The sequence below is a fragment of the Sphaerotilus sp. genome, assembly GCF_041083715.1.
Classification (GTDB): Bacteria; Pseudomonadota; Gammaproteobacteria; order Burkholderiales; family Burkholderiaceae_C; genus Sphaerotilus.
In genome coordinates this window covers 1-22562 of the sequence record NZ_JBFPGY010000290.1, presented here as the reverse complement: position 1 = coordinate 22562, position 22562 = coordinate 1, and the positions used below count along the sequence as shown (strand labels likewise).

Below are 22562 nucleotides of genomic sequence, written 5' to 3'. Positions count from 1 at the left end.
CCACTGTAGGGATGCGTCGGTTCGGTGCCCATTGGAGAACCAGCAAAACCGGTGTCGGAATCAGGATGACGCCCGCGTCGGCGATCCCCACCCATTCAGGGGGGTGGTGGCGACACCGGGATCGGTTTGATGCGCACGGCCCCAAGGACGCCAGCCACCAGCAGGCCAATGCCAGCCAGGGTCAATGCCTCCGGCCGGACGCCGCGCAGCAGCAACGCATAGGTCAGCGCCGAGAGCGTCTCGAAGACGATGAGCTGCCCCACCAGGGCTGTGGGCAGGCGCTGGCTGGCCTCGTTCCAGCAAAGTGTGCCGACCCAGGACGCCAGCAGCCCGACGGCGAGCATCAGCAGGATGTAGCGCTGCGGGGTCGCCCCGAATGGCATCGGTGGCCCGAGGTCGCTGCCGAACGCGCTCCAGAGCCAGAGCCCTCCATAGCCCGACACCGCCAGAGGCAGGGTCATCAGCCCCTGCGCCGTGGCCCAGGTGCGCGGATTGCGGTCCGCATGCGCTCGGAGCCAGTCGGCATTGCGCATCGGATACCAGGTCCAGCACGCCACGGCGCCTGCCGCCAGCAACAAGCCCGTGCCGTAGTGCATGAGGTCAAAATCGGCCTGTGCCCGCAGGTGCTGCAGTTCCACATGGTTCACGCAGGCGAGACCGGTGGCGATCAGGCCCAGCGAGGGCAGCAGCTTCAGCCAGGGCAGTCGTCCGTCGCGCTGCGCGTCGCGCAGGTTCGAGCTGATCGCGATCACCACTGGCAGCGTGCCGATGACCATCGTCGGCAGCGGCCCGCCCGCGCGCTGGATGGCTGCGGCCAGGCACAGGTAGTAGAGGAAGTTCCCGATCGCCGAGAGCTTGAGTGCCTCCAGCCAGTCCGCTGCGGCGAACTCGCGCAGCCGTGCCCGGTCGAGCCAGCCCAGCGGCAGCGCCACCAGCCCGAAGGCCAGATAGCGCCCGCAGGTCAGCAGTGCGGCCGAATACTGCGGCAGCAGCAGCGGCGCGACGAACACCAGCCCCCAGACAAGCCCTGCCAGCCAGGCGAAAGCGACTCCCAGCGCCATGTGGTGCGGTGCCGGCGCTCAGATCACTGCTTCACACAGTCGACGTAGTAGCGGTGCTGACCGCCACCGATCTCCTCTTCCACCAGGCCATGCACGTCGGTGTGGAAGCCCGGGAAGCGGTCGTTGAACTTGCGTGTGAAGCGCAGGTAGTCACAGATCTTCTTGTTGAAGCGCTCCCCCGGAATCAGCAGCGGGATGCCCGGCGGATACGGCGTCAGCAGCGAGGTCGTGATGCGGCCTTCGAGCTGGTCGATCTCCACGCGCTCGGTCTTGCGGTGGGCGATGTAGGCGTAGGCCTCGCTCGGTTTCATGGCCGGGTGCAGGTCCGACAGGTACATCTCGGTCGTCAGCCGCGCGATGTCACCTTCCGCGTAGGCCTCGTGGATCTGCTGGCACAGGTCGCGCAGGCCCATGCGTTCGTACATCGGGTACTTCGTCGCGAATTCGGGCAGGACACGCCAGATCGGCTGGTTGCGGTCGTAGTCGTCCTTGAACTGCTGCAGCGCGGTCAGCAGCGTGTTCCAGCGGCCCTTGGTGATGCCGATGGTGAACAGGATGAAGAAGGAGTAGAGACCGGTCTTCTCGACCACCACACCGTGTTCGGCCAGGAACTTGGTGACGATCGAGGCCGGGATGCCCGTCTTGTCGAACGAGCCGGACATGTTCAGTCCGGGCGTGATGATGGTCGACTTGATCGGGTCGAGCATGTTGAAGCCTGGCGCCAGATCGCCGAAGCCGTGCCACGTCTCGTTGGCTTCCAGGATCCAGTCATCCGAATGGCCCATGCCGTCGGCGGCCAGCGCCTCCGGGCCCCAGACCTTGAACCACCAGTCCAGACCGAACTCGTCCTCGACCTTGCGCATGGCACGGCGGAAGTCCAGCGCTTCCTTGATGCTTTCCTCGACCAGCGCCGTGCCACCCGGGGGCTCCATCATGGCCGCGGCGACGTCGCACGAGGCGATGATCGCGTACTGCGGGCTGGTGGAGCTGTGCATCAGGTAGGCCTCGTTGAAGAGGTGGCGGTCGAGCTTCTGCTCCTGCGCATCCTGCACCAACACCTGCGAGGCCTGGCTGATGCCGGCCAGCAGCTTGTGGGTCGACTGCGTGGCGTAGACCATCGCCTGCTTCGGACGCGCGCGGTTCTTGCCCATCGCGTGGTAGGAGCCGTAGAACCGGTGGAACGCGGCGTGCGGCAGCCAGGCTTCGTCGAAGTGCAGCGTGTCGATCCAGCCGTCGAGCATGCCCTTGATGGTCTCGGTGTTGTAGAGCACACCGTCGTAGGTGCTCTGCGTCAGCGTCATGATGCGGGGCTTGACCGCCTTGGCATCGATGCCGGCCAGCAGCGGATTGCGCGCGATCTTGGCCTCGATGGCCTCGCGGGTGAACTCGCTCTGCGGGATCGGGCCGATGATGCCGTAGTGGTTGCGCGTCGGCGTCATGAAGACGGGGATCGCGCCGGTCATGATGATCGCGTGCAGGATCGACTTGTGGCAGTTGCGGTCCACGACCACCACGTCGTCCGGGGCCACCGTGTGGTGCCACACCATCTTGTTGGAGGTGGACGTGCCGTTGGTGACGAAGAAGCAGTGGTCGGCGTTGAAGATGCGCGCCGCGTTCTTCTCGCTGGCGGCCACCGGACCGGTGTGGTCGAGCAGCTGGCCGAGTTCTTCCACCGCGTTGCACACGTCCGCGCGCAGCATGTTCTCGCCGAAGAACTGGTGGAACATCTGGCCCACGGGGCTCTTCAGGAAGGCGACGCCGCCGGAGTGGCCGGGGCAGTGCCAGGAGTACGAGCCGTCCTGCGCGTAGTCCATCAGCTCCTTGAAGAACGGCGGTGCCAGTCCGTCGAGGTAGCTCTTGGCTTCGCGGATGATGTGGCGCGCCACGAATTCGGGCGTGTCCTCGAACATGTGGATGAAGCCGTGCAGTTCGCGCAGGATGCTGTTCGGGATGTGCTGCGAGGTGCGGGTCTCGCCGTAGATGTAGATCGGGATGTCCGTGTTGCGGAACCGGATCTCTTCGATGAATTTGCGCAGGTTCAGCACCGCCGGGTCCAGCTCGGGACCGGGGGTGAATTCCTCGTCGTCGATCGACAGGATGAAGGCGCTGGCGCGGCTCTGCTGCTGGGCGAACTGGCTCAGGTCGCCGTAGCTGGTGGCGCCCAGGACCTGGAATCCTTCCTTCTCGATCGCCTGCGCCAGTGCGCGGATGCCCAGACCGGAGGTGTTCTCCGAACGGTAGTCCTCATCGATGATGACGATGGGAAAGTTGAAACGCTGCATGCGGGCGACTCCGAGACCTGTGAACTGAACGATGGAAAACCGCGAAGTGTAGGGCCAGCCGGAGTCGCCGCCATGACGGCGCAGACGTCCGCGGCGTCAGACCAGCGGCACGCCCGTCTTGGAGGCGATTTCCTCCAGCGTCACGTCCGGCGCCATCTCCACCACCTGGAGCCCGCTGGGGGTCACGTCGAACACGCCGAGGTCCGTGATGATGCGGTCCACCACGCCGACGCCGGTCAGCGGCAGGGTGCAGGCGGGCAGGATCTTCAGGTCGACCGTGCCGTCCTTCTTCTTTGCCACGTGCTCCATCAGGACGATCACGCGCTTGACGCCGGCCACGAGGTCCATCGCACCGCCCATGCCCTTGACCATCTTGCCGGGGATCATCCAGTTCGCCAGATCGCCCTTGTCGGTGACCTGCATCGCGCCGAGGATGGACAGGTTGATCTTGCCGCCGCGGATCATCGCGAAGCTGTCGTGGCTGCCGAAGATCGACGAGCCCTTCATCGTGGTGACGGTCTGCTTGCCGGCGTTGATCAGGTCGGCGTCCACCTCGTCTTCATAGGGGAACGGGCCGATGCCGAGCATGCCGTTCTCGCTCTGCAGCCAGACTTCGACGTGGTCGGGCACGTGGTTGGCCACCAGCGTGGGAATGCCGATGCCGAGGTTGACGTAGAAGCCGTCCTGCAGCTCCTGGGCCGCGCGAGCGGCCATCTGGTCTTGCGTCCATGCCATGGTACGGATCTCCTTGTGCTTACTTGCGGTCGCGGGTGGTGCGCTTCTCGATGCGCTTCTCGGGGGTCGCGTTGACCACGATGCGCTGCACGTAGATGCCCGGCAGGTGCACGTCGTCCGGAGCGATCGAGCCGGTCGGCACGAGGCGCTCGACTTCGACGATGCAGATCTTGCCGGCCATCGCGACGGCCGGGTTGAAGTTGCGGGCCGTCTTGTTGAAGCGCAGGTTGCCGGACATGTCGGCCACGTCGGCCTTGACCAGCGACACCTCGGGCAGCAGCGCGCGCTCCATCACGTAGGTCTCGCCGTCGAACTCGCGCAGCTCCTTGCCTTCGGCCACCAGCGTGCCCACACCGGTCTTGGTGAAGAACGCCGGGATGCCGGCGCCACCGGCGCGCAGCTTCTCGGCCAGTGTGCCCTGGGGCGTGAATTCGAGTTCGAGTTCGCCGGCCAGGTACTGGCGCTCGAACTCCTTGTTCTCGCCCACGTAGCTGGAGATCATCTTCTTGATCTGGCGCGTGTTGAGCAGCTTGCCCAGGCCGAAGCCGTCGACACCGGCGTTGTTGGAGATGGCGGTCAGGTTCTGCACGCCGCTGGCCGCCAGCGCATCGATCAGCGCCTCGGGAATGCCGCACAGGCCGAAACCACCCACCGCGATCAGCTGACCGTCACGGACGATGCCTTCGAGCGCGGCTGCGGCGCTCGGGTAAACCTTGTTCATGTGCTGAGTCTCCGCAAATTTCCGACGACGCACTGTAATACGTAACGCCTTACGTAGGGGGTACGTAGAATTGAGTAATGGTTGCCCTTGAACTCGACTACCGCATCGCCTTCGATCTGGCTCCGGTCGGACTCATCCTGTCGCGCCGTCGGCTGATGGTGGACTGCAACCAGCACGTGCTGGCGATGTTCGGCGCCACGCGCGAACAGCTCATTGGCCAGAGCTTCGAGGTGCTCTACCCCAGCCATGCCGAGTTCGAGCGCACAGGCGCACGCATCGCTGCCAGCCTGGATGTGACCGGACGCTATGCCGATGACCGGGTGATGAAGCGCCTGAGTGCGCCCGCAGGCCCGGAGGCGCTGTTCTGGTGCCACGTCTCTGGGCGTGCGCTCGACCCCACCGACCCACATGCGGCGGGCATCTGGTCCTTCGACGACCTCTCCGCCAAGCGCCAGATCAAGGCCGAGCTGACCCCGCGGGAACGCGAGATCGCTGCGCTGCTGGTGGAGGGCCTGACGAGCAAGCTGATCGGTCGGCGGCTGGGGATCAGCCCGCGCACGGTCGATGTCTACCGGGCGCGGCTGATGCGCAAGTACGAGGCGGCGACGACGCCGGAGCTGGTCAACAAGCTGCTCAGCACCTGAACAGCACCGCGCTCACTCGCTGTGACCATCGGTTCCGGGATCTGGCAGCGCGCGTCCGGACATGGCCTCGCGCCCCCGCTCCAGCGGCTTGCGGGGGATGCGGACCGGCACTGGAAACGGTGCCGCCGGTGACCGGCTTCGCGACTTGGGCCCCGGCACTTCGGCCCCCTTCGGCACCGAGAAGCCAGCACCCAGCACCCGCTTGGCCAGTTCGTAATAGCGCAGGCGATCGTCCCAGCCGGTGTAGCCGCCGTTGATGCGGCGGGTGATCTCGCGGTAGTCCGGCAGGTCAGCCAGGGCATTGAGCCCATTCGTGCGCCAGAACATGCCCGCCGCCGACAGGCCCACACCCGGTGTCGCGACCAGTTCCGGCTGTGCCACCAGATTCAGACCCAGCAGATCGCCATAGCGCTGGTAGTTGGCGCGGCCGGTGATCTGGATCGGTCCCCTGCCCTTGTAGCGCTTGCCGTCACCAGCCTGTGTGTTGCCGAGGCGGGTGGCGAGGTCGCTTGGCGGCTCATAGCGCTTCTGCTGCGCGGTGGGGCCCCAGAGTTCTTCCATGTACTTGAACTCGCCCGACTCGTGCGCCAGTTGCCCGAGGAAGGCGGCGGCACGCAGCCGGTTGCTGATCGTGTAGGCCTGCATCGTCTGGTTCAGCGCAGGCAGAAACAGCGCTCGGCGCGCGGTCGACATGGTGGGCATGATCGCCTTGAGTTGGGCGTCGGTCAGCATGGCGGTCTCCAATGGGTGGCGTACCGAGACACTGCGACCTTGCCTTGTCCGCCATGCCGGCGCAAGGGTCGCAGGCTCCACCGGACCGCATCGATTGGTTCTATTTCGTAACACCAAGGAGATCCCCATGAAAGCCGTGTTCATCACCGGCCACGGAGGCAACGAAGTGGTCACTGTCGGCGAGCGGCCGATGCCCGAACGCCGCCGCGGCGACGTGCTGGTGCGCATGAAGGCCGCCACGCTCAACCGCGTCGATCTCTACATGCGCGACAGCGGCGCTGGCATCACCCACCAGCTGCCCCAGACGATGGGGCTGGACGGCGCCGGCATCGTCGAAGAGGTGGACGCCGACGAGCCGCTGCTGACGCCCGGACAGCCTGTTGTGCTGCACCCCGGGCTGTCGTGCGGGCGCTGCGAGTTCTGTCTGCGCGGCCAGGGCGTGCTGTGCACCTCCGTTCGCTACCTGGGCGAACACCGCGACGGCACGCTGGCCGAGTTTGTCAGCCTGCCGGCCAGCAATGTCTTCCCCAAGCCCAAGGCACTCGACTGGGCCGAAGCCGCAGCGATCGGCGTCAACCACCTCACCGCCTGGCGGATGCTGTTCACCAGGGCACAGCTCCAGCCGTGGGAGACGGTGCTGATCTTCGGCGTCGGTGGCGGGGTGTCGCTGGCCGCCCTGCAACTGGTGAAGATGGCCGGCGCCACCGCGATCGTCACCTCGCGGGACGACGACAAGCTGCAGCGCGCGCTGGCGCTGGGCGCCGACCACGCGGTCAATGGCGCGCAGGAAGACATCGCCCGCCGTGTGCTGGCGCTGACCGGAGGACGCGGCGTGGATGTCGTGTTCGAGAATGTCGGGGCCGCGGTCTGGTCCAGCGCGATGAAATCGCTGGTGCGCGGCGGCCGCCTCGTCACCTGTGGGGCCACCACTGGCGACCAGCCCGGGGCCGATCTGCGCCGGCTGTTCATCCGCCAGCTGCAGGTCATGGGCTCGACGCTGGGCAACCTGAGCGAGTTCCGCGACCTGCTGCAGGTGTGCGAGCGCGGCCTGATCCGGCCGGTGATCGACCGCCGCTACGGACTGGACGATGCCCATGCCGCGCTGGACCGGCTGGAGTCCGGCGCGCAGTTCGGCAAGGTGGCGATCGAGATCGCCTGAGGCCCTGCTGCCCCAGGTTCGGCAAGTTCAGCGCATGTAGTGGCAGGTGTAGCCGTTCGGGTAGCGCACCAGGTAGTCCTGGTGGTCGTCCTCGCCGGGCCACCAGCGGCTGAACGGCGCGATCTGCGTCACGATCGACTGGCGCCACAGGCCGGACGCCTGCACCTGCTCCACCGCTGTCAGCGCCGCCGTCTCCTGCGCCGCACTGGTGAAGAAAATCGCCGAGCGGTACTGCGTGCCGCGGTCGTTGCCCTGGCGATTGAGCGTGGACGGGTCGTGCATCCGGAAGAAGTGGTGCACGAGCAGGTCCTCGAACGCCAGCACCGCCGGATCGAACACGATCTTCACCGCCTCGGCGTGGCCGGACTTCGAGTCGTGCGTGTCGTCGTAGCGCGGATTCTCCAGCCAGCCGCCGGTGTAGCCGACTTCCGTGTCGATCACGCCCGGAATGCGGCGCAGCAGGTCTTGCATGCCCCAGAAACAGCCGCCGGCCAGGTAGGCGGTTTCCAGCGGGCGGGCGGTGGTGGATGCCGAATCGGTCATGGTCGCAATCTCCTTGAGGACACCATCAGTCGGTGCACGGCCCGTGTTCTTACACCGCGGCCACCGGTGGTGTCGGCACAGGGGTTTTCGCGGCACCGCCGGTGAGCAGCGCGATCAGGTTGTCGGCGGCCAGGTTGGCCATGGCCAGCCGCGTCGGCAGGCTGGCGCTGGCGATGTGCGGGGTCAGCACGACGTTGGGCACCGCCAGCAACGCGGGATGCACGGACGGCTCGCCTTCGAACACATCGAGTGCGGCCGCCGCCAGCCGGTTCGACCGCAGCGCCATCGCCAGTGCGGCGTCGTCCACCACCCCACCGCGGGCGATGTTGGTCAGCGTCGCGGTCGGCTTCATCTGTGCCAGTTCGGCCGCGCCGATCAGGTGGTGCGACGCGGGGCCGTACGGCACGACGATGACCAGGTGGTCTGCCTCGGCCAGCAGGTCCGCCTGGTTCACCCAGCGGGCGCCGATCGGCGCTTCGGCCTCGGGCGCCAGCCGCGAGCGGTTGTGGTAGATCACGTTCATGCCGAAGCCGAGCGCGCCGCGCCGCGCGATCGCCTGCCCGATGCGGCCCATGCCGAGGATGCCGAGCGTGGTGCCGTGGATGTCCGCGCCGACGAAGAAGTCCGGCGCCCACCTGCTCCACGCGCCGCGGCGCAGGAAATGCTCGCTCTCGGTGATGCGCCGCGCGGCCGCCATCATCAGCGCGAAGCCGAAGTCGGCGGTCGTCTCGGTCAGGACGTCCGGCGCATTGGTCACCGTGATGCCCCGCGCATGGCAGGCTGCCACGTCGATGTTGTTGTAGCCGACCGCCATCGAGCACACGGCCTTCAGGTCCGGGCAGGCCGCGACCAGCGCAGCGTCGATTGGCTCGCCGGTCGTGACGAACACGCCTTGCTTGCCCTGCAGACGGGCCATCAGTTCTTCGCGGCTCCACAGCGTGTCGGCGTCGTTGGTCTCGACGTCGAAATGGACGGCCAGCCGCTCGGTGACCGAGGGAAACAGGCGGCGTGCGACGAGGACGGCGGGTCGGGTCATGTCAGCTTCTTTCAATGTCATTCAGCGGAACCAGAGGAAGGTCATCACGATGAACAGCGGCACGAGGATGCCGATGCTCCAGGCCATGTAGCCGAAGAAACTCGGCATCTGCACGCCCCGGTCTTCGGCGATGGCCTTGACCATCAGATTGGGCGCGTTGCCGATGTAGCTGTTGGCGCCCATGAAGACCGAACCGGCCGAGATGGCGGCCAGCACCGGCGCGAGCGTCGTCATCAGCACCTGCGGATCACCGCCCGCGAGGTTGAAGAAGACGAGGTAGGTTGGCGCGTTGTCCAGGAAGGACGACAGCAGGCCCGAGGCCCAGAAGTACATCGCGGGGATCGGCTGCCCGTGCGCACCGGTCACCAGCGACACGATCGGGGCAAACGCGCCGCCCATGCCCGCCTGGAGCATGGCCAGCACGGGCGTGATGGTCAGGAAGATGCCCGCGAAGAGCTTGGCGACTTCCTGCATCGGCGCCCAGTTGAACTGGTTCTTCTCGCGGGCGCTGGCCGGGGTCAGCTGGAGCGACAGCAACGTCACTGCCACCAGGGCACCGTCGCGCAGCACTTGCTCCAGTCCGACCGGTGTTCCCAGGAGGTCGAGCGTGGTGCCCGGCTTCCAGGTGCCGCTCATCAGCACCAGCCCGACGATGGCGAGCAGCAGCAGGCCATTGACGCCACCCTCGATGCCGAAGGTGTGGTCGTCTGGCGTCGGATCGGCACGGGTCACGCCCTCACGGCGGTAATACCAGGTGTCGATCGCGAAGAAGACCGCCAGCAGCGTGCCGACCAGGAACAGCGTTTCCGGGAAGATGTGGCCGACGGTCCAGAAGAATTCCACGCCCTTCAGGAAACCGAGGAACAGCGGCGGGTCGCCCAGCGGCGTCAGGGAGCCACCGGCATTGCTGACGATGAAGATGAAGAAGACCAGCACGTGCGCAGCGTGCCGGCGGTTGTCGTTGGCGCGGATCAGCGGGCGCACCATGAGCATCGAGGCACCGGTCGTGCCCATGAAACTCGCCAGCACCGCGCCGATCAGCATCAGCACGGCGTTGAAGCCTGGGCTGCCGTGGAAGTTGCCTCGGATGTAGATGCCGCCGGCCACCGTGTAGAGCGCAGTCAGCAGCACGATGAACGGCAGGTACTCCGCCACCAGCGCATGCACGAACGCATGGCCTGCAGGCTCCGGGCCATGCAGGGCGGCGAATGGCAGCAGAAAGGCGAGCGACCAGCCTGCGGCGATCTTGCCGTGGTGGTGGTGCCACACGCCAGGCGCCAGCAGCGGACACAGCGCGATCGACAGCAGGATGCCGGCGAAGGGCGCGCTCCACCATACCGACAGCGTCGCACCGTCGATCTCGGCCGCCTGGGACAGCAGCGGCGTGGTGCTCAACAGGGCAGCGACCGTCCAGCGCACAGATTTGCTCAGGTTCATGGGGACTTGACGGGTGACTTAGTCGTGGAATCTGGTGAATGCACTCACCGGCGCTCGCTCCGTGACCAGCGTGTTCTCCACGGCCTCCGGATCGGCGTGACCGAGCGCCATGCCGCAGACGACCATCTCCTGCGGGCCCAGGCCGAGGTGCTCGGCGATCAGGCGGTGGTACTGGGTGAAGGCGGCCTGCGGGCAGGTGTCGAGGCCGCGTCCGCGGGCGGCGACCATGATGTTTTCCAGGAACATGCCGTAGTCGAGCCACGAGCCCTGCTGCATCACGCGGTCGATGGTGAAGATCAGGCCGACCGGGGCGTCGAAGAAGGTGTAGTTGCGGCCGTGCTGGCGGTGCATGCCGGCCTTGTCGGTCTTCGCCAGCCCGAGCAGGCCGTACAGGTCCCAGCCGACCTTGCGGCGGCGGTCGATGTAGGGCGACTGCCACTGCGTCGGGTAGTAGGCGTATTCCTCGGTGTGGGTTGCGGCGATGGCCGGGTCGTTGTGCGCGGCCAGGATGCTGGCGCTGAGTGCGTCGCGGGAGGCGCCGGTCAGCACATGCACGTTCCAGGGCTGCGTGTTCGTGCCCGACGGTGCACGCGAGGCCACCCGCAGGATGTCCTCGATGGTCTCGCGTGGCACGGGCGTCGGCAGATAGGCGCGCAGCGAGCGGCGGGAGGTGATGGCGTCGTCCACGGCAGTGCGGCGCTGGTCGTCGGTGGGCATGGGTGGGCTTTCAGTTCCGGGTGTCGGTGTGGTGCACCGCATTATTTGCGCGATGCAACATGGCCGGCACCTCGGGTTTGCCGGGGTTGCCCGGGTTGCAGGCGCGCCAGGCGGTCAACGCCTCGCGGTAGGTCTGCAACTGCACGGCCACCGTGTCCTCGATGACACGGCCGTAGCCGCCGCCCATCGTCAACACGACCGGAATGCCGCGCGACCGGCAGGCGTCGAAGACACGCCGGTCCCGCTCGGCCATGCCGGCGGTGGTGATCTTCAGGCGGCCGAGGCGGTCGCCCTCATGCGGATCGGCTCCGGCCTGGTAGAAGACAAGACCCGGTGGCTGGTCTGCGTGGCGCTGCCAGAGCTGCTCCAGCGCGTCGTCGAGCGCCGCCAGATAGGGCGCGTCGGTGCAGCCGTCAGGTAGATCGACATCGAGGTCGCCCGCCACCTTGCGGAACGGGAAGTTTTTTGCGCCGTGCATCGACAGCGTGTAGACCGTGGGGTCGTCCTGGAAGATGGCGGCGGTGCCGTTGCCTTGGTGGACGTCCAGATCGATCACCGCGACCCGCAGCAACCGACGGTGGTGGCGGTGCCACTCGGCCTGCATCAACCGGGCGGCGACAGCCAGGTCGTTGAAGACGCAGTAACCGCTGCCGGTGTCGGCGCTCGCATGGTGGGTGCCGCCGGCCAGATTCGCGGCAACACCCTCCTGCAGCGCGTCCCGCGCCGCGCTGATCGTGGCGCCCACCGAGCGGCGTGCGCGCTCGGCCATGGCTGGCGACCAGGGAAATCCGATCTCGCGCTGCTGTGCCGCACTGAGCGTGCCGCGCAGCACCGCGTCCACATAACCCGGCGTGTGCACCAGGGCCAGTTCACCCTCGCTGGCGGGCCAGGCCTGCGAGAGGCAGACCTCGGGCAACTCGGCGGCGATCGCATCCCGCAGCAGACGGTATTTCTGCATTGGAAATCGGTGCCCGGGTGGCAGAGGCAGTACAAAATGATCGGCGTAGTAGGCGCGCATCGCGACATTGTGACCAACGCTTGATCCAGCCGCTTGGCGCCCCTATAGTCACATGTTGTTGCAGTGCAGCAATCAAACTGTCCGTGACTTGAACGTCGACCCACGTCCCCCGCCACTGGAGACTCACCATGCTGACCCCGGAACAATTCGCTGCCGCCAACAAGGCCAATCTGGACGCGCTGGTCGAACTCGCCCGCAAGAGCTTCGAGGGCGTCGAGAAGCTGGTCGAGCTGAATCTGCAGGCCGTGCGTGCTGCGATGGGCGACTCGGTGGAGCAGTCCAAGGCCTTGCTGGCCGCCAAGGACCCGCAGACACTGGCTGCGCTGCAGGCCGATCTGGTCCAGCCTGCGGCCGAAAAGGCCACCGCCTACGGCCGGCAGGTCTACGACATCGCCACCAGCACGCAGTCGGAGGTGTCGAAACTGGTCGAGTCGCAGATGGCGGTCGCACAGGAAAAGATCCTGGGGCTGGTGGATGCTGCGGTGAAGAATGCGCCGGCCGGTGGCGAGGAGTCGCTGGCCATGATCAAGCAGGCTGTCATTGCAGCCAATGGCGCGCTGGCCAATGTCCAGCAGGCCGCCAAGCAGGCGCTCAGCGTGGCCGAGGCCAATTTCGAGGCGATGAACCCAGCCGACCGAAAGAATTGAATTTGTTGATCTGCCGATTGAACTTTCGCCTGCGGCCCTGATCTCTGATGGTGCGTGCCACTCCACTCCGATGGGTACGCGACTGGTTGTCTCCTCGGTACCCTGCGAAAGAATGCTTTCCGGTACCTTCAATCCCGGTGGTGAACCCACCGGGTTTTTTTTGGGCAAAACTGGCCCCAACATCCACCGAGCCTGTCCATGCAATCCGTCCGTCTTGCCCTTCTCGCGCTGCTGTCCGCCTGCACATTCGCCACTGCGACCACCGCGAACGCCCAGATCGTCACCGTGAGCGCTCCCTGGGTGCGTGCCACCGCCGCAGAACAGAAGTCCACGGGCGCCTTCATGAAGCTGCAGGCCTCGGTGCCTGTGCGCCTGATCGAGATCCGGTCCAGCGTGGCCGGCGTTGTGGAACTCCATGAAATGGCGATGGACGGCGACATGATGCGCATGCGTGCGGTCACCGGACTGGATCTGCCGGCGGGCACGCCGGTCGAACTCAAGCCGGGCGGCTACCACGTCATGCTCATGGACCTGAAGCTGCCCATCAAGGCCGGCGACACCGTGCCGCTCACGCTGGTCGTCGAAAGCCGGGACAAGCAGCGCTCCACCGTCGAGGTCAAGGCCATCGCGCAGGCCATGGGTGCTGCAGGCGCGATGTCCGGCCACACGCATTGAGCGGATCCACGGTGAACGGACTTTGTCACTTAGAGGTTGCGACCTAATTAATGCTGCATTGCAGCATCGCTGCTTGCAATCCCTCGCGCACACTCTATACTGACGGAAATGCTGCAGCGCAGCAAAGCCGGATCCACCGGCATCCTCTTCCCACAAAAGGACTGCTCACCATGATCAATGCCGACCAATTCGCCGCCGCCGCCCAATCCAATCTGGACACCGCTGTCGCTCTGGGCCAGAAGGCCTTCGGTGGCGTGGAAAAGCTGGTGGAACTGAACCTGCAAACCGCCCGTGCCGCACTGGACGAGTCCGCTGCCAACGCCAAGGCCCTGCTGTCGGTCAAGGACGCACAAGGCTTCGCCGCCCTGCAATCCGGCGTGCTGCAGCCGGCCGCTGAAAAGGCCACCGCCTACAGCCGCCAGGTCTATGAAATCGCTGCTGCCACGCAAGCCGACATCAGCAAGCTGTTCGAAGGCCAGGTCGCTGCTTCGCAGCAGTCGGTGCAAGGTTTCGTGGAAGCCGCGCTGAAGAACGCACCCGCTGGCAGCGAAAGCGCCGTTGCGTTCATGAAGCAAGCCATGACCGCCAGCACCACCGCGATGGAATCGGCCCAGAAGGCAGCCAAGCAAGCCGTCAGCGCCGCTGAAGCCAACATCCAGTCGATCACCAAGGTTGTCTCCAAGACCGCCTGATTCTTCAGGTTGTCTTTGGTGCGGGGTCGGCAACGGCCCTTGTACCCCCGACCCGGCGCTGACCACGCTGGGTTTTTTTGTTTTCAGGGCCCTGTTCAGGCGTGCTTCAGACCGCGGCCCACCACGGCCGCTGACACGATCCCCAGGGCCAGCGCCGCTGCTGCGCCGTAGAAGATGGCCTGGGTCATGCCGTGGTCGAGCAAGACACCGAACACCGGAGCTGCCAGCGCAAAGCCTGCATCCAGCCCCGAATACACCGTGCCGTAGACCCGTCCGGTGGCGCCCGGCGGCGCAGCGCGTTTGATCAGCATGTCACGAGAGGGTCCGGCCAGTCCGGTGCCGAGACCGGCCAGCGCGGCCGCTGCGACCGACGCCATGCCGGACAGCCAGCCCGTGCCGGCCAGCAGCAGCAGCGCTGCGGACAAGGCCATCGCCATGGCGATCGTGCGCTCCAGACGCGCCACCCGTGGCACCAGAAAGCCGCCGATCACCATGCCCATCGCCCCGCACAGCATGTAGCCGGTCACCACGAAGGCCGTGGACGAGGCCGGAAGTCCGTACATCTTGCCCAGCGCAGGGCTCGCGAAACTCTGAATGGCGGACAAGGCGGCCGTCGTCCAGAAGAAAAACGAAAAGCACATCCACACCGAGGGCAGCCGCAGGAAGGCCATCGGATGTTCGTCGACCAGCGCAGGATCGGCCTTGGCGCCGGCACGCTGGTGGGACCAGGCGCCCTGCCGGTCGTCGATGGCGTCGCGGTTCAGGAACAGCAGACCGAGCACCACGGCCGCGACCAGCGCCGACCCCAGGTAGGCCGCTCGCCAGCCGCCGAACGACGAGGACAGCCCGATCAGGAACACCGGTGACACCGCCCAGCCCAGGTTGCCGCTGATGCCGTGGACCGAAAACGCATGCCCCAGCCGCTGCGGCGAGACACGCTTGTTCAGGATCGTGAAGTCCACCGGGTGGAACGGTGCATTGCCCAGCCCGGCCAGTGCCGCAGCCAGCATCAGCCCGCCATAGCCTTGCGCCATCGCACCTGCCAGCGAGGCCGCGATGAAACTGGTCATGGCCGCGTACAGCACCGGGCGTGCGCCGACCTTGTCCACCAGGAAGCCGGACAAGGCCTGCCCGATGCCCGAAATCACGAAGAACACGGTCACCAGCAACCCCAGTTCCGAATAGCTCAGCCCGAAGTCGCGGATGAACAGCGGGAACAGCGGCGGCAGCAGCAGGTGGTGGAAGTGCGAGGTGCCGTGGGCCAGCCCGATCAGGCCGATGGTGGAGACATCGCGGCGCGCCCGGGCGCGGTCTTCGTCGGCCGCGGCTGCAGCGTTCGAGGGCAAGGTGGTGGAGTGCATGCCGCCACTGTAGGGGACCACGTGGCGGCCGGGTTACGATAGAACGACATTCTCTGTCGCCATTCGGCCATCTCCATGCTTCCGCATCGCAGCATCGCCCCGCTCGATCCCCAACGCTATGCGCCGACTGCCGCCCGTCCCGTGCGTGGCAAATCGCGCCGCCTGGGGGCCGACACCCGCGTCGAGCCCCACAGCCATGCCTGGGCGCAGGTCGCGTTCTCCGCCACCGGCGTCACGCGGGTCACGGCCGACCACAGCACCTACCTGGTGCCGCCGTCGCGGGCGGTGTGGATTCCGCCGCAGGTGGTGCATGCCGTGACCGTGGTGCAGGACGCGGACATGCGCACGCTCTACGTTCACCAAGGCGTCGACCGCTGCGGCCCGGACGTGCCCGCCGCACAGGAGGCGGCCTGGCGCTGCTGCCGTGTCATCGAGGTGTCGTCGCTGTTGCGCGAGCTGGTGCAGCAACTCACCGAACTCGATCCCGACGCCGTGCCGGATGCCGCCGACCAGCAGCGCGAACGCTGCATCGGCACGCTGGTGCTGGATGAGCTGCGCCGTGCCCAGCCGCTGCCGCTGGGTGTGGCGCTGCCGCAGGACAAGCGGCTGCGGCGCCTCTGCGAAGCCGTGCTGGACGCGCCCACCCGCCACGCGACGCTGGACGCCTGGGCTGCTGAATCCGGGGCCAGCGCGCGCACGGTCGCTCGGCTGTTCCGGGAGGAGCTGGGCACCAGCTTCGTGCAGTGGCGCCACCAGGTGCTGCTGGCCCGGGCGCTGGCGCTGGCAGCGCGTGGCAAGCCGATGAGCCACATCGCCACCGAGCTGGGTTATGCCAGCCCGAGCGCGTTCACCGCGATGGTCACCCGCACCGTGGGCATGGCGCCGAGCCGGTTCTTCGGCGGTGAGGCGGCGGGCGCGACCGTGTCAAACCGCCGGTAGCACCAGGCGCACGCACAGCCCGCCCAGTGCGCCGGAGGTTTCCAGCCGCAGCGAACCGCCCTGCCATTGCGCCAGGTCGTGGACGATCGCCAATCCGAGCCCCGAGCCGGGCATCTGCTCATCCACCCGGGCGCCGCGGACCAGCACCTTCTCGCGCAGCGCCTCCGCGATGCCCGGTCCATCGTCCTCGACCGTGACCTGCAGACAGGGCCGCGGCGCGCCCTCCACCGCCGACACGTCGATCCGCACCGCCGAGCGCGCCCACTTGCAGGCGTTGTCGAGCAGATTGCCGAGCATCTCCTGCAGGTCCTGCTCTTCACCGGCGAACCACTGCGCCGCTTCGGCGGTGCGGTCGTCGAAATCGAGGTGCCGCCCGGCGTGCACCCGCTCCATCACCTTGACCAGCGGGCCCACCACCGCAGACACCTGCGTGCGCACGCCCGGCACGCCCACCGCGGCGGCGACCCGCGCCCGCGACAGGTGCCAGTTGACCTGGCGCCGCGCCTGCGCGACTTGCTCATCGACCAGGCGCGCCAGTTCACCCGGCGTGGTGTCGGGGCGCGCTGCCGCGTTGGCCAGCACGGCCAACGGCGTCTGGATCGCGTGGGCCAGGTTGCCGGCCTGCGTGCGGGCACGCAGGACGATCTGCGTGTTCTGGTCGAGCACGCCGTTGAAATCGTCCACCAGCGGCTGCAACTCGGCCGGAAAGTCGCCTTCCAGCCGCTGCAGCCGACCCGCGCGCAGCGCCGACACCGCCGACTGCAGACTGCGCAGCGGCGCCAGCCCGACAACGACCTGGGCTGCGGCCGCCGCCATCAGCGCCACGGCGAGCACGCCCAGCGACAGCACCAGCATGCCCACGAAGGACGACACCGCCTCGTCCAGTTCGCGCGTGTCCTGTGCCACGCTCAGACGCCAGGACATGGCGGGCTGGTCGTCCGGGTGCACCACGCGTTCGAGCACCCGCAGCCGCAGCCCGTCCGGCCCGGTCGTGTCGTGGACATGGACCTCGCCGTCCACCAGCGTGTCTGCGGGCAGGCGCAAGGTCGCATCCCACAGCGACCGCGAGCGCAGCAGCGCCGGCACCATCTGGCCGTTGCGCAGACCGTCGACCTGCCAGTACAGGCCCGAATAGGGCTTGTACCAACGCGCATCGACCAGTTCCGCCGAGAGCACCGGCCGACCATCGGTGCCGGCCTCGACGCTGGCCGTCAGCTGGTCCAGATGCACCCGCAGGCCGGCGAGAAACTGCCGCGTCACCTGCTCACGGAACAGGTTCGACAGCACCAGCCCCGCCACCAGCAAGGCCGCGCTCACACCCAGCAGGGTGCCGAGAAGCAGCCGCACCCGCAGCGAGGCACCGAACAGCCGCTTCATGCGTTGATCCGGTAACCCATTCCACGCACCGTCTCGATCAGATCGGCCGGCAGCTTGCGCCGCAGCCGGCCAATGAACACCTCGATGGTGTTGGACTCCCGGTCGAAGTCTTGCGCGTAGAGGTGCTCGATCAACCCTGCGCGCGAGACGATGCGGTTCGGCCGGTGCATCAGGTAGGCCAGCACCTTGTATTCATGGCTCGTCAGTGCCACGGCCTGTCCGTCCACCGTGACCCGTCCGCTCAGCGTGTCGAGCTGCACGGCCCCGCAGCACAGCTGCGCCGACGCCTGCCCCGCCGCACGCCGGATCAGCGCCCGCAGCCGGGCCAGCAACTCCTCCATGTGGAAGGGCTTGGTCAGGTAGTCGTCGGCACCGGCGTCGATGCCGGTCACCTTTTCGTGCCAGTTGTCGCGCGCGGTCAGGATCAGCACCGGCATGCGCCGCCCCGCTGCCCGCCAGCGCTTCAGCACGGTCAGGCCGTCGATCTCCGGCAACCCCAGGTCGAGCACCACCGCATCGAAGGACTCGACCTCGCCGCGGTACCAGGCATCGCGGCCATCGCAGCTGTGTTCGCTCGTGTAGCCGGCGTCGGCCAGGGCCTGCTGCAGTTGTGCTGCGAGCGTTGCTTCGTCTTCCACCACCAGGATGCGCATCAGTCTCTTTCCCGCCCGCGTTCATGGCTGCGTTCGCGCGTCCCGGCGCGCTGTCCGCGCGACTTGAGCACGGCACCTGTCCGGGCGTCCAGCTTGAGCTTCGTCAGCATGCCACCAGGCTGCAGCACCTTGAGTTCGTAAAGCCAGACGCCGTTGTCCTGCTCCAGTTCGACTTCAAGCACCTCGCCCGGCACCTCGCGTTCCACCCGCGCCAGGATCGCCTTGAGCGGCAGGATCTGGCCTGACTCGACCGCCTGCCGGGCCCGTTCATGGTCGTCCCGCTCTCGGGCGATGGACATGGCGGGGCCGCACCACACCGCCATCAGCACCGCCGCCATCCCCAGCCACTGCATGGCCCGCTTCCACATTCCAATGTCTTTCCGCGCCGGACCGTCCGGCACTTCCGCCGAGGATTGTCCACATCCCAATCTGAACCCCAGTTAAATGGGTGATTCAGACAGCGTACAGCCGCGGTTTCCGAGAATGCCGCCATGCACTCCTATCTGTACCGCACCACGCTCCAGGCGCTGGTGGCTCTGGCGGTCTCGCTGCCGCTGGCGATGCCCGCCGAAGCCGGGGACACGACCCCCGATGCGCAGCTCCAGCGCTGGTCCGCGGCTGCCGGTGTACCCGCCAGCGCGGAACGTGGGCGGGTGTTCTTCACCAGCCAGCATGGTGGCGAGTGGTCCTGCTCCTCCTGCCACAACGCGCCGCCGACCACCCAAGGCACGCACGCCACCACCAGCAAGCCGATCGCCCCGATGGCCCCCGCGTTCAACGCCAAGGCCTTCACCGACGAAGCCAAGGTGGACAAGTGGTTCCGCCGCAACTGCAAGGACGTGGTGAGCCGCGAGTGCAGCGCCGCCGAGAAGGCCGACGTCCTCGCCTACCTCATTGCCCAGAAACGCTGAGCATCCTCTCCGGACCCCTCCATGCGCCCACCGCTTGCCCTCCTCCTGTCCACCGCGCTGCTCGCCTCTTCGGCCTTCGCCGAGGAGGGTCACCACCGCGCCCTGCGCGTGCCATCCGTGCCGTCGTACCAGCAGGAATGCGCGGCCTGCCACATGGCCTACCCACCCGGCATGCTGCCTGCAGCCTCATGGACACGGCTGATGGGCGGGCTGGACAGGCACTTCGGCACGGATGCCTCGCTCGACGCTGCGTCGGCCAAACTCCTCACCCGCTGGCTCACCGACAACGCCGGTACCGGCCACCGCGTCAGCGCCACTCCACCGCCCGAGGACCGCATCACCCGCTCCGCCTGGTTCGTCCGCCAGCACAACGAGGTCGGCCCTGGTGTCTGGAAGCGCACCTCGATCAAGAGCGCATCCAACTGCATGGCCTGCCACGCCGGCGCCGACAAGGGCGACTTCGATGAGGACCGCGTGAGGATCCCGAAATGAGCAGTTCGATCCTGAACCCGGCTTCGACCACCACGGCCGCCCGGACCCGCCGTGTCACCGACGCGCCGACGCGGGTGTTCCACTGGCTGTTCGCGCTGTGCTTCACCGGCGCGTACCTGACGGCCGAGTCCGAGCACTGGCGGCTGGTGCATGTCACGCTGGGCTACACCTTCGCCGGGCTGCTGGTCTTCCGGCTGGTCTGGGGCCTGATCGGGCCGCGGCAGGCGCGCCTGGGCCTGATGGCGCGCAAGCTCTCGGGCCTGCGCACCTGGATCGACGGCCTGCGCGCCGGCCGGCCGAATGGCCGTCAGGCGCAGAACCTCGGCATGACCGCCACCGTGCTGGCGCTGATGATCGCCGTGGTGCCGGTCACGCTGTCGGGGTATGCGAGCGAGAACGAATGGGGCGGGGACTGGCTGGGTCAGCTGCACGGTCTGATCGGCGATGGTCTGCTGGCGCTCGCCATCGCCCACGTCGGTCTGATCGCGCTGCTGAGCCTGCTGCGCCGCACCAATCTGGCACGGCCGATGCTGACAGGGCGCATCCCCGGCGCCGGGCCGGATCTGGCCAGACGCAACCACGGATTGGTGGCTGCGCTGGTGATCGCGGCGGTCGTCGGGTTCTGGGTGCTTCAGGCCGCAGCCTGAGCGCCCATCAGGTAATCCACCTTGCCCAGGTCCACCCCGTTGTGGCGCAGCAGCGCATACGCAGTGGTGACGTGGAAGAACACGTTCGGCAGCACCCAGTGCTTCAGGTAGGCCTCGCCCTTCATCGTGCGCGTCGCGCCATCGCGGCCGACGGGGAAGGTGATGTCCTTGTCCTCGGTGCCGTCGATCGCGGTGGGCGGCACGGTGACGAGGAAGTCCAGCGTCTTGGCGATGCGCTCCTTCAGTTGCGCGAAGGTGGTTTCGTCATCGGCGAACTTGGGCGCTTCGACACCGCCGAGGCGAGCGGCGGCCAGTTTCGCGGCATCGCAGGCGATGCGGATCTGCGTGGCGAACGGCAGCATGTCCGGCGCGAGGCGGGCCGAGACCAGCACGTTCACGTCGAACTTGCGGGCGGCGGCGGACGCTTCGGCCTTGTCCATGCAGTGGCTCAGGTTGCGCAGCATGGTGGTGAAGACGGGCAGGCTGGCGGAGGACATGGAGATGGTCATGCGGGGTTCCTTGGTTGTGAACACAGTCAGCACATGACGCTAGCAGCTTTTTGGCTTGCGTGCCGAGCATGCGATTGCCGGACCGGTCGTACCATCTTCTGCCATGCAAGCCATTCCCACACCCATCCTCGACTTCTGGTTCGGCCCATCCACCGACCCGGCCCATACCCGGTCCCGCCCGCAGTGGTTCCGCAAGGACGCCACCTTCGATGCCGAGATCGCCGCCCGCTTCGGGCCGCTGATCGACGAAGCCCTGGCTGGCGGTCTGCAGGACTGGACCGCCACGGCCGTCGGCACGCTCGCGCTGATCCTCGTCCTCGACCAGTTCACGCGCAACACCGGCCGGAACACGCCACGTGCCTTCGCGGGGGATCCGCGCGCCCTGTCGCTGGCGAAATCGCTGGTCGCATCCGGTGCAGACCGGACGCTCACCGGCGTGCAGCGCCAGTTCGTCTACCTGCCCTTCGAGCATGCAGAGTCGCTGGCCGACCAGGACGAGTCGGTCCGCCTGTTCGCACAGCTCGGTCGCGACGAGCCTGCACTGTCCGGACTGCTGGAGTGGGCCGAGCGGCACAGGGTGATCGTGGCAATGTTCGGTCGGTTCCCGCACCGCAATGTGGCACTCGGCCGCCCGAGTACCTCGGAGGAGACCGGGTTTCTGCAGCAACCCGGGTCCGGGTTCTGAGCATGGAGGGTGCGGGCTTGGCTCAGGCCTGCACGAGGAACCGCTCGGCCAGCCGCACCCAGTAGGCGGCGCCGACCGGCAGGTTCGCGTCGTTGAAGTCATAGCCGGGGTTGTGGACCATGCAGGCCGCCGTGGCCGGACTGCCGTCACCGTCCTGGCCGTTGCCGATCAGCAGGTAGCTGCCTGGCACGCGCTCCAGCATGAAGGCGAAATCCTCGCTGCCGGTCAGCGGCGGGCCGTTCAGCGTCACCTTGTCGGGACCGAGCAGGTCGAGTGCCACTTCGCGGGCGAAGGCCGTCTCGACTGGCGTGTTGACGAGCACGGCGTAACCGGGGCGCCAGTCGATCCGCGCCGTGCAGCCGAAGCTCTCGGCCTGCGTGGCGACCAGTGCACGGATGCGCCGCTCCAGCAAGGTGCGCACCTCGCGGTCCAGCGCCCGCACACTCAGCTCCAGCCGGGCGCTCGCCGGGATCACGTTGTTGGCCTGGCCCGCCTGCAGCGCGCCGACCGTGACCACCGCCGCGTGCAGCGGATCCATGTTGCGCGAGACGATGGTCTGCAGCGCCATCACGAGACTGGCCGCTGCGACGATCGGGTCGACGGCCCGGTGCGGCATCGCGCCATGGCCGCCAACGCCCTCGATCGTGACCGTCGCGTAGTCGGACGAAGCCATCGCTGCACCCTCGCGCAACACGAGATGGCCCTGCGCGACGCCCGGCATGTTGTGCATCGCGAAGACTGCGTCGCAGGGATAACGCTCGAACAATCCGTCGGCCATCATGCGCAGCGCGCCACCGCCGCCTTCTTCTGCCGGTTGAAAGATCAGGTGCAGCGTCCCGTCGAAGTCGCCGTGCGCTGCGAGGTGGCACGCCGCAGCCAGCAGCATCGC

At 67.3% G+C, this 22562-nt stretch carries 26 protein-coding genes; 10 read left to right on the top strand and 16 right to left on the bottom strand.

Annotated elements, in window-relative coordinates:
* Positions 1–95: 95 nt before the first annotated feature.
* The 4 genes from AB3X43_RS13475 to AB3X43_RS13460 form a co-directional block, all read right to left on the bottom strand.
* A complete protein-coding gene (locus AB3X43_RS13475; RefSeq protein WP_369430373.1) occupies positions 96–1061 on the bottom strand; it encodes a DMT family transporter in 966 nt (321 codons plus the stop codon).
* A 23-nt stretch (positions 1062–1084) separates the two neighbouring features.
* The gene (locus AB3X43_RS13470; RefSeq protein WP_369430372.1) at positions 1085–3343 is read right to left on the bottom strand and encodes an Orn/Lys/Arg family decarboxylase; all 2259 of its coding nucleotides are present in this window, start codon (positions 3341–3343) and stop codon (positions 1085–1087) included.
* Positions 3344–3439: 96 nt separating this feature from the next.
* A complete protein-coding gene (locus AB3X43_RS13465) occupies positions 3440–4078 on the bottom strand; it encodes a 3-oxoacid CoA-transferase subunit B (protein ID WP_369430371.1) in 639 nt (212 codons plus the stop codon).
* A gap of 19 nt (positions 4079–4097) precedes the next feature.
* Complete coding sequence (locus AB3X43_RS13460) at positions 4098–4799, bottom strand: CoA transferase subunit A (protein WP_369430369.1); 702 nt, start codon at positions 4797–4799, stop codon at positions 4098–4100.
* Positions 4800–4876: 77 nt separating this feature from the next.
* Here AB3X43_RS13460 and AB3X43_RS13455 point away from each other — a divergent pair, with 77 nt between their 5' ends.
* Positions 4877–5443 carry a LuxR C-terminal-related transcriptional regulator gene (locus tag AB3X43_RS13455; RefSeq protein ID WP_369430368.1) on the top strand — a complete coding sequence of 189 codons (567 nt, stop codon included), beginning with the start codon at positions 4877–4879 and terminating at the stop codon, positions 5441–5443.
* A 12-nt stretch (positions 5444–5455) separates the two neighbouring features.
* Here the strand turns inward: AB3X43_RS13455 and AB3X43_RS13450 are convergent, their stop codons facing one another.
* Positions 5456–6175 carry a glycoside hydrolase family 19 protein gene (locus tag AB3X43_RS13450; protein ID WP_369430366.1) on the bottom strand — a complete coding sequence of 240 codons (720 nt, stop codon included), beginning with the start codon at positions 6173–6175 and terminating at the stop codon, positions 5456–5458.
* 127 nt (positions 6176–6302) lie between these two features.
* Here AB3X43_RS13450 and AB3X43_RS13445 point away from each other — a divergent pair, with 127 nt between their 5' ends.
* Positions 6303–7334: a zinc-binding dehydrogenase gene (locus tag AB3X43_RS13445; protein ID WP_369430365.1), complete on the top strand. Its 1032-nt coding sequence runs from the start codon at positions 6303–6305 to the stop codon at positions 7332–7334.
* Positions 7335–7361: 27 nt separating this feature from the next.
* On the opposite strand, the gene msrA is transcribed toward AB3X43_RS13445, so the two are convergent.
* Genes msrA through AB3X43_RS13420 form a run of 5 tightly spaced genes read right to left on the bottom strand, consistent with a single transcriptional unit; the run spans position 7362 to position 12085 of the window.
* On the bottom strand, positions 7362–7877 hold the full coding sequence (msrA, locus tag AB3X43_RS13440) for a peptide-methionine (S)-S-oxide reductase MsrA (protein WP_369430364.1): 516 nt from the start codon (positions 7875–7877) through the stop codon (positions 7362–7364).
* Positions 7878–7926: 49 nt separating this feature from the next.
* The gene (locus AB3X43_RS13435; RefSeq protein WP_369430363.1) at positions 7927–8913 is read right to left on the bottom strand and encodes a 2-hydroxyacid dehydrogenase; all 987 of its coding nucleotides are present in this window, start codon (positions 8911–8913) and stop codon (positions 7927–7929) included.
* 21 nt (positions 8914–8934) lie between these two features.
* Positions 8935–10350 carry a sodium:proton antiporter gene (locus tag AB3X43_RS13430; RefSeq protein ID WP_369430362.1) on the bottom strand — a complete coding sequence of 472 codons (1416 nt, stop codon included), beginning with the start codon at positions 10348–10350 and terminating at the stop codon, positions 8935–8937.
* 18 nt (positions 10351–10368) lie between these two features.
* Positions 10369–11067, bottom strand: coding sequence for a nitroreductase (locus AB3X43_RS13425; RefSeq protein ID WP_369430361.1), 699 nt, complete (start codon positions 11065–11067; stop codon positions 10369–10371).
* Between the two features lie 10 nt (positions 11068–11077).
* The gene (locus AB3X43_RS13420; protein WP_369430360.1) at positions 11078–12085 is read right to left on the bottom strand and encodes a histone deacetylase family protein; all 1008 of its coding nucleotides are present in this window, start codon (positions 12083–12085) and stop codon (positions 11078–11080) included.
* 128 nt (positions 12086–12213) lie between these two features.
* On the opposite strand from AB3X43_RS13420, the gene AB3X43_RS13415 reads away from it, so the two are divergent.
* From AB3X43_RS13415 to AB3X43_RS13405, 3 genes are all read left to right on the top strand, one after another.
* Positions 12214–12732, top strand: coding sequence for a phasin family protein (locus AB3X43_RS13415; protein WP_369430359.1), 519 nt, complete (start codon positions 12214–12216; stop codon positions 12730–12732).
* Between the two features lie 198 nt (positions 12733–12930).
* A complete protein-coding gene (locus tag AB3X43_RS13410) occupies positions 12931–13407 on the top strand; it encodes a copper chaperone PCu(A)C (protein WP_369430358.1) in 477 nt (158 codons plus the stop codon).
* Positions 13408–13577: 170 nt separating this feature from the next.
* Positions 13578–14099, top strand: coding sequence for a phasin family protein (locus tag AB3X43_RS13405; protein ID WP_369430357.1), 522 nt, complete (start codon positions 13578–13580; stop codon positions 14097–14099).
* A 95-nt stretch (positions 14100–14194) separates the two neighbouring features.
* Here AB3X43_RS13405 and AB3X43_RS13400 read toward each other — a convergent pair whose 3' ends face one another.
* Positions 14195–15460 (bottom strand): MFS transporter, encoded by a 1266-nt coding sequence (locus tag AB3X43_RS13400; protein WP_369430356.1) that lies wholly within the window; start codon positions 15458–15460, stop codon positions 14195–14197.
* Between the two features lie 75 nt (positions 15461–15535).
* Here AB3X43_RS13400 and AB3X43_RS13395 point away from each other — a divergent pair, with 75 nt between their 5' ends.
* Positions 15536–16399 (top strand): AraC family transcriptional regulator, encoded by an 864-nt coding sequence (locus AB3X43_RS13395; RefSeq protein ID WP_369430355.1) that lies wholly within the window; start codon positions 15536–15538, stop codon positions 16397–16399.
* Here AB3X43_RS13395 and AB3X43_RS13390 read toward each other — a convergent pair.
* The 3 genes from AB3X43_RS13390 to AB3X43_RS13380 are packed head-to-tail and all read right to left on the bottom strand — an operon-like array spanning position 16385 to position 18782.
* On the bottom strand, positions 16385–17776 hold the full coding sequence (locus AB3X43_RS13390) for a sensor histidine kinase (protein WP_369430354.1): 1392 nt from the start codon (positions 17774–17776) through the stop codon (positions 16385–16387). The genes AB3X43_RS13395 and AB3X43_RS13390 overlap by 15 nt on opposite strands.
* Positions 17773–18429: a response regulator transcription factor gene (locus AB3X43_RS13385; RefSeq protein ID WP_369430353.1), complete on the bottom strand. Its 657-nt coding sequence runs from the start codon at positions 18427–18429 to the stop codon at positions 17773–17775. The genes AB3X43_RS13390 and AB3X43_RS13385 overlap by 4 nt, the downstream gene beginning before the upstream one ends.
* Entirely contained in the window at positions 18429–18782 is a 354-nt protein-coding gene (locus AB3X43_RS13380) for a PepSY domain-containing protein (protein WP_369430352.1), read from the bottom strand. Before AB3X43_RS13380 ends, AB3X43_RS13385 begins: the two co-directional genes overlap by 1 nt.
* A gap of 138 nt (positions 18783–18920) precedes the next feature.
* Here AB3X43_RS13380 and AB3X43_RS13375 point away from each other — a divergent pair, with 138 nt between their 5' ends.
* Genes AB3X43_RS13375 through AB3X43_RS13365 form a run of 3 tightly spaced genes read left to right on the top strand, consistent with a single transcriptional unit; the run spans position 18921 to position 20479 of the window.
* Entirely contained in the window at positions 18921–19340 is a 420-nt protein-coding gene (locus AB3X43_RS13375; protein WP_369430351.1) for a DUF1924 domain-containing protein, read from the top strand.
* A gap of 21 nt (positions 19341–19361) precedes the next feature.
* Positions 19362–19832 (top strand): diheme cytochrome c, encoded by a 471-nt coding sequence (locus AB3X43_RS13370; protein WP_369430350.1) that lies wholly within the window; start codon positions 19362–19364, stop codon positions 19830–19832.
* Entirely contained in the window at positions 19829–20479 is a 651-nt protein-coding gene (locus AB3X43_RS13365; protein ID WP_369430349.1) for a cytochrome b/b6 domain-containing protein, read from the top strand. Before AB3X43_RS13370 ends, AB3X43_RS13365 begins: the two co-directional genes overlap by 4 nt.
* Here the strand turns inward: AB3X43_RS13365 and AB3X43_RS13360 are convergent.
* Positions 20464–20988: a DUF1993 domain-containing protein gene (locus tag AB3X43_RS13360; protein WP_369430348.1), complete on the bottom strand. Its 525-nt coding sequence runs from the start codon at positions 20986–20988 to the stop codon at positions 20464–20466. The two genes, AB3X43_RS13365 and AB3X43_RS13360, sit on opposite strands and share 16 nt — an antisense overlap.
* Positions 20989–21043: 55 nt before the next feature.
* Between AB3X43_RS13360 and AB3X43_RS13355 the strand changes: the two genes are divergently transcribed.
* The gene (locus AB3X43_RS13355) at positions 21044–21673 is read left to right on the top strand and encodes a DUF924 family protein (RefSeq protein WP_473965123.1); all 630 of its coding nucleotides are present in this window, start codon (positions 21044–21046) and stop codon (positions 21671–21673) included.
* Between the two features lie 22 nt (positions 21674–21695).
* Here AB3X43_RS13355 and AB3X43_RS13350 read toward each other — a convergent pair.
* A partial coding sequence (locus tag AB3X43_RS13350) for an amidohydrolase (protein WP_369430346.1) occupies positions 21696–22562 on the bottom strand: 867 nt, incomplete at its 5' end.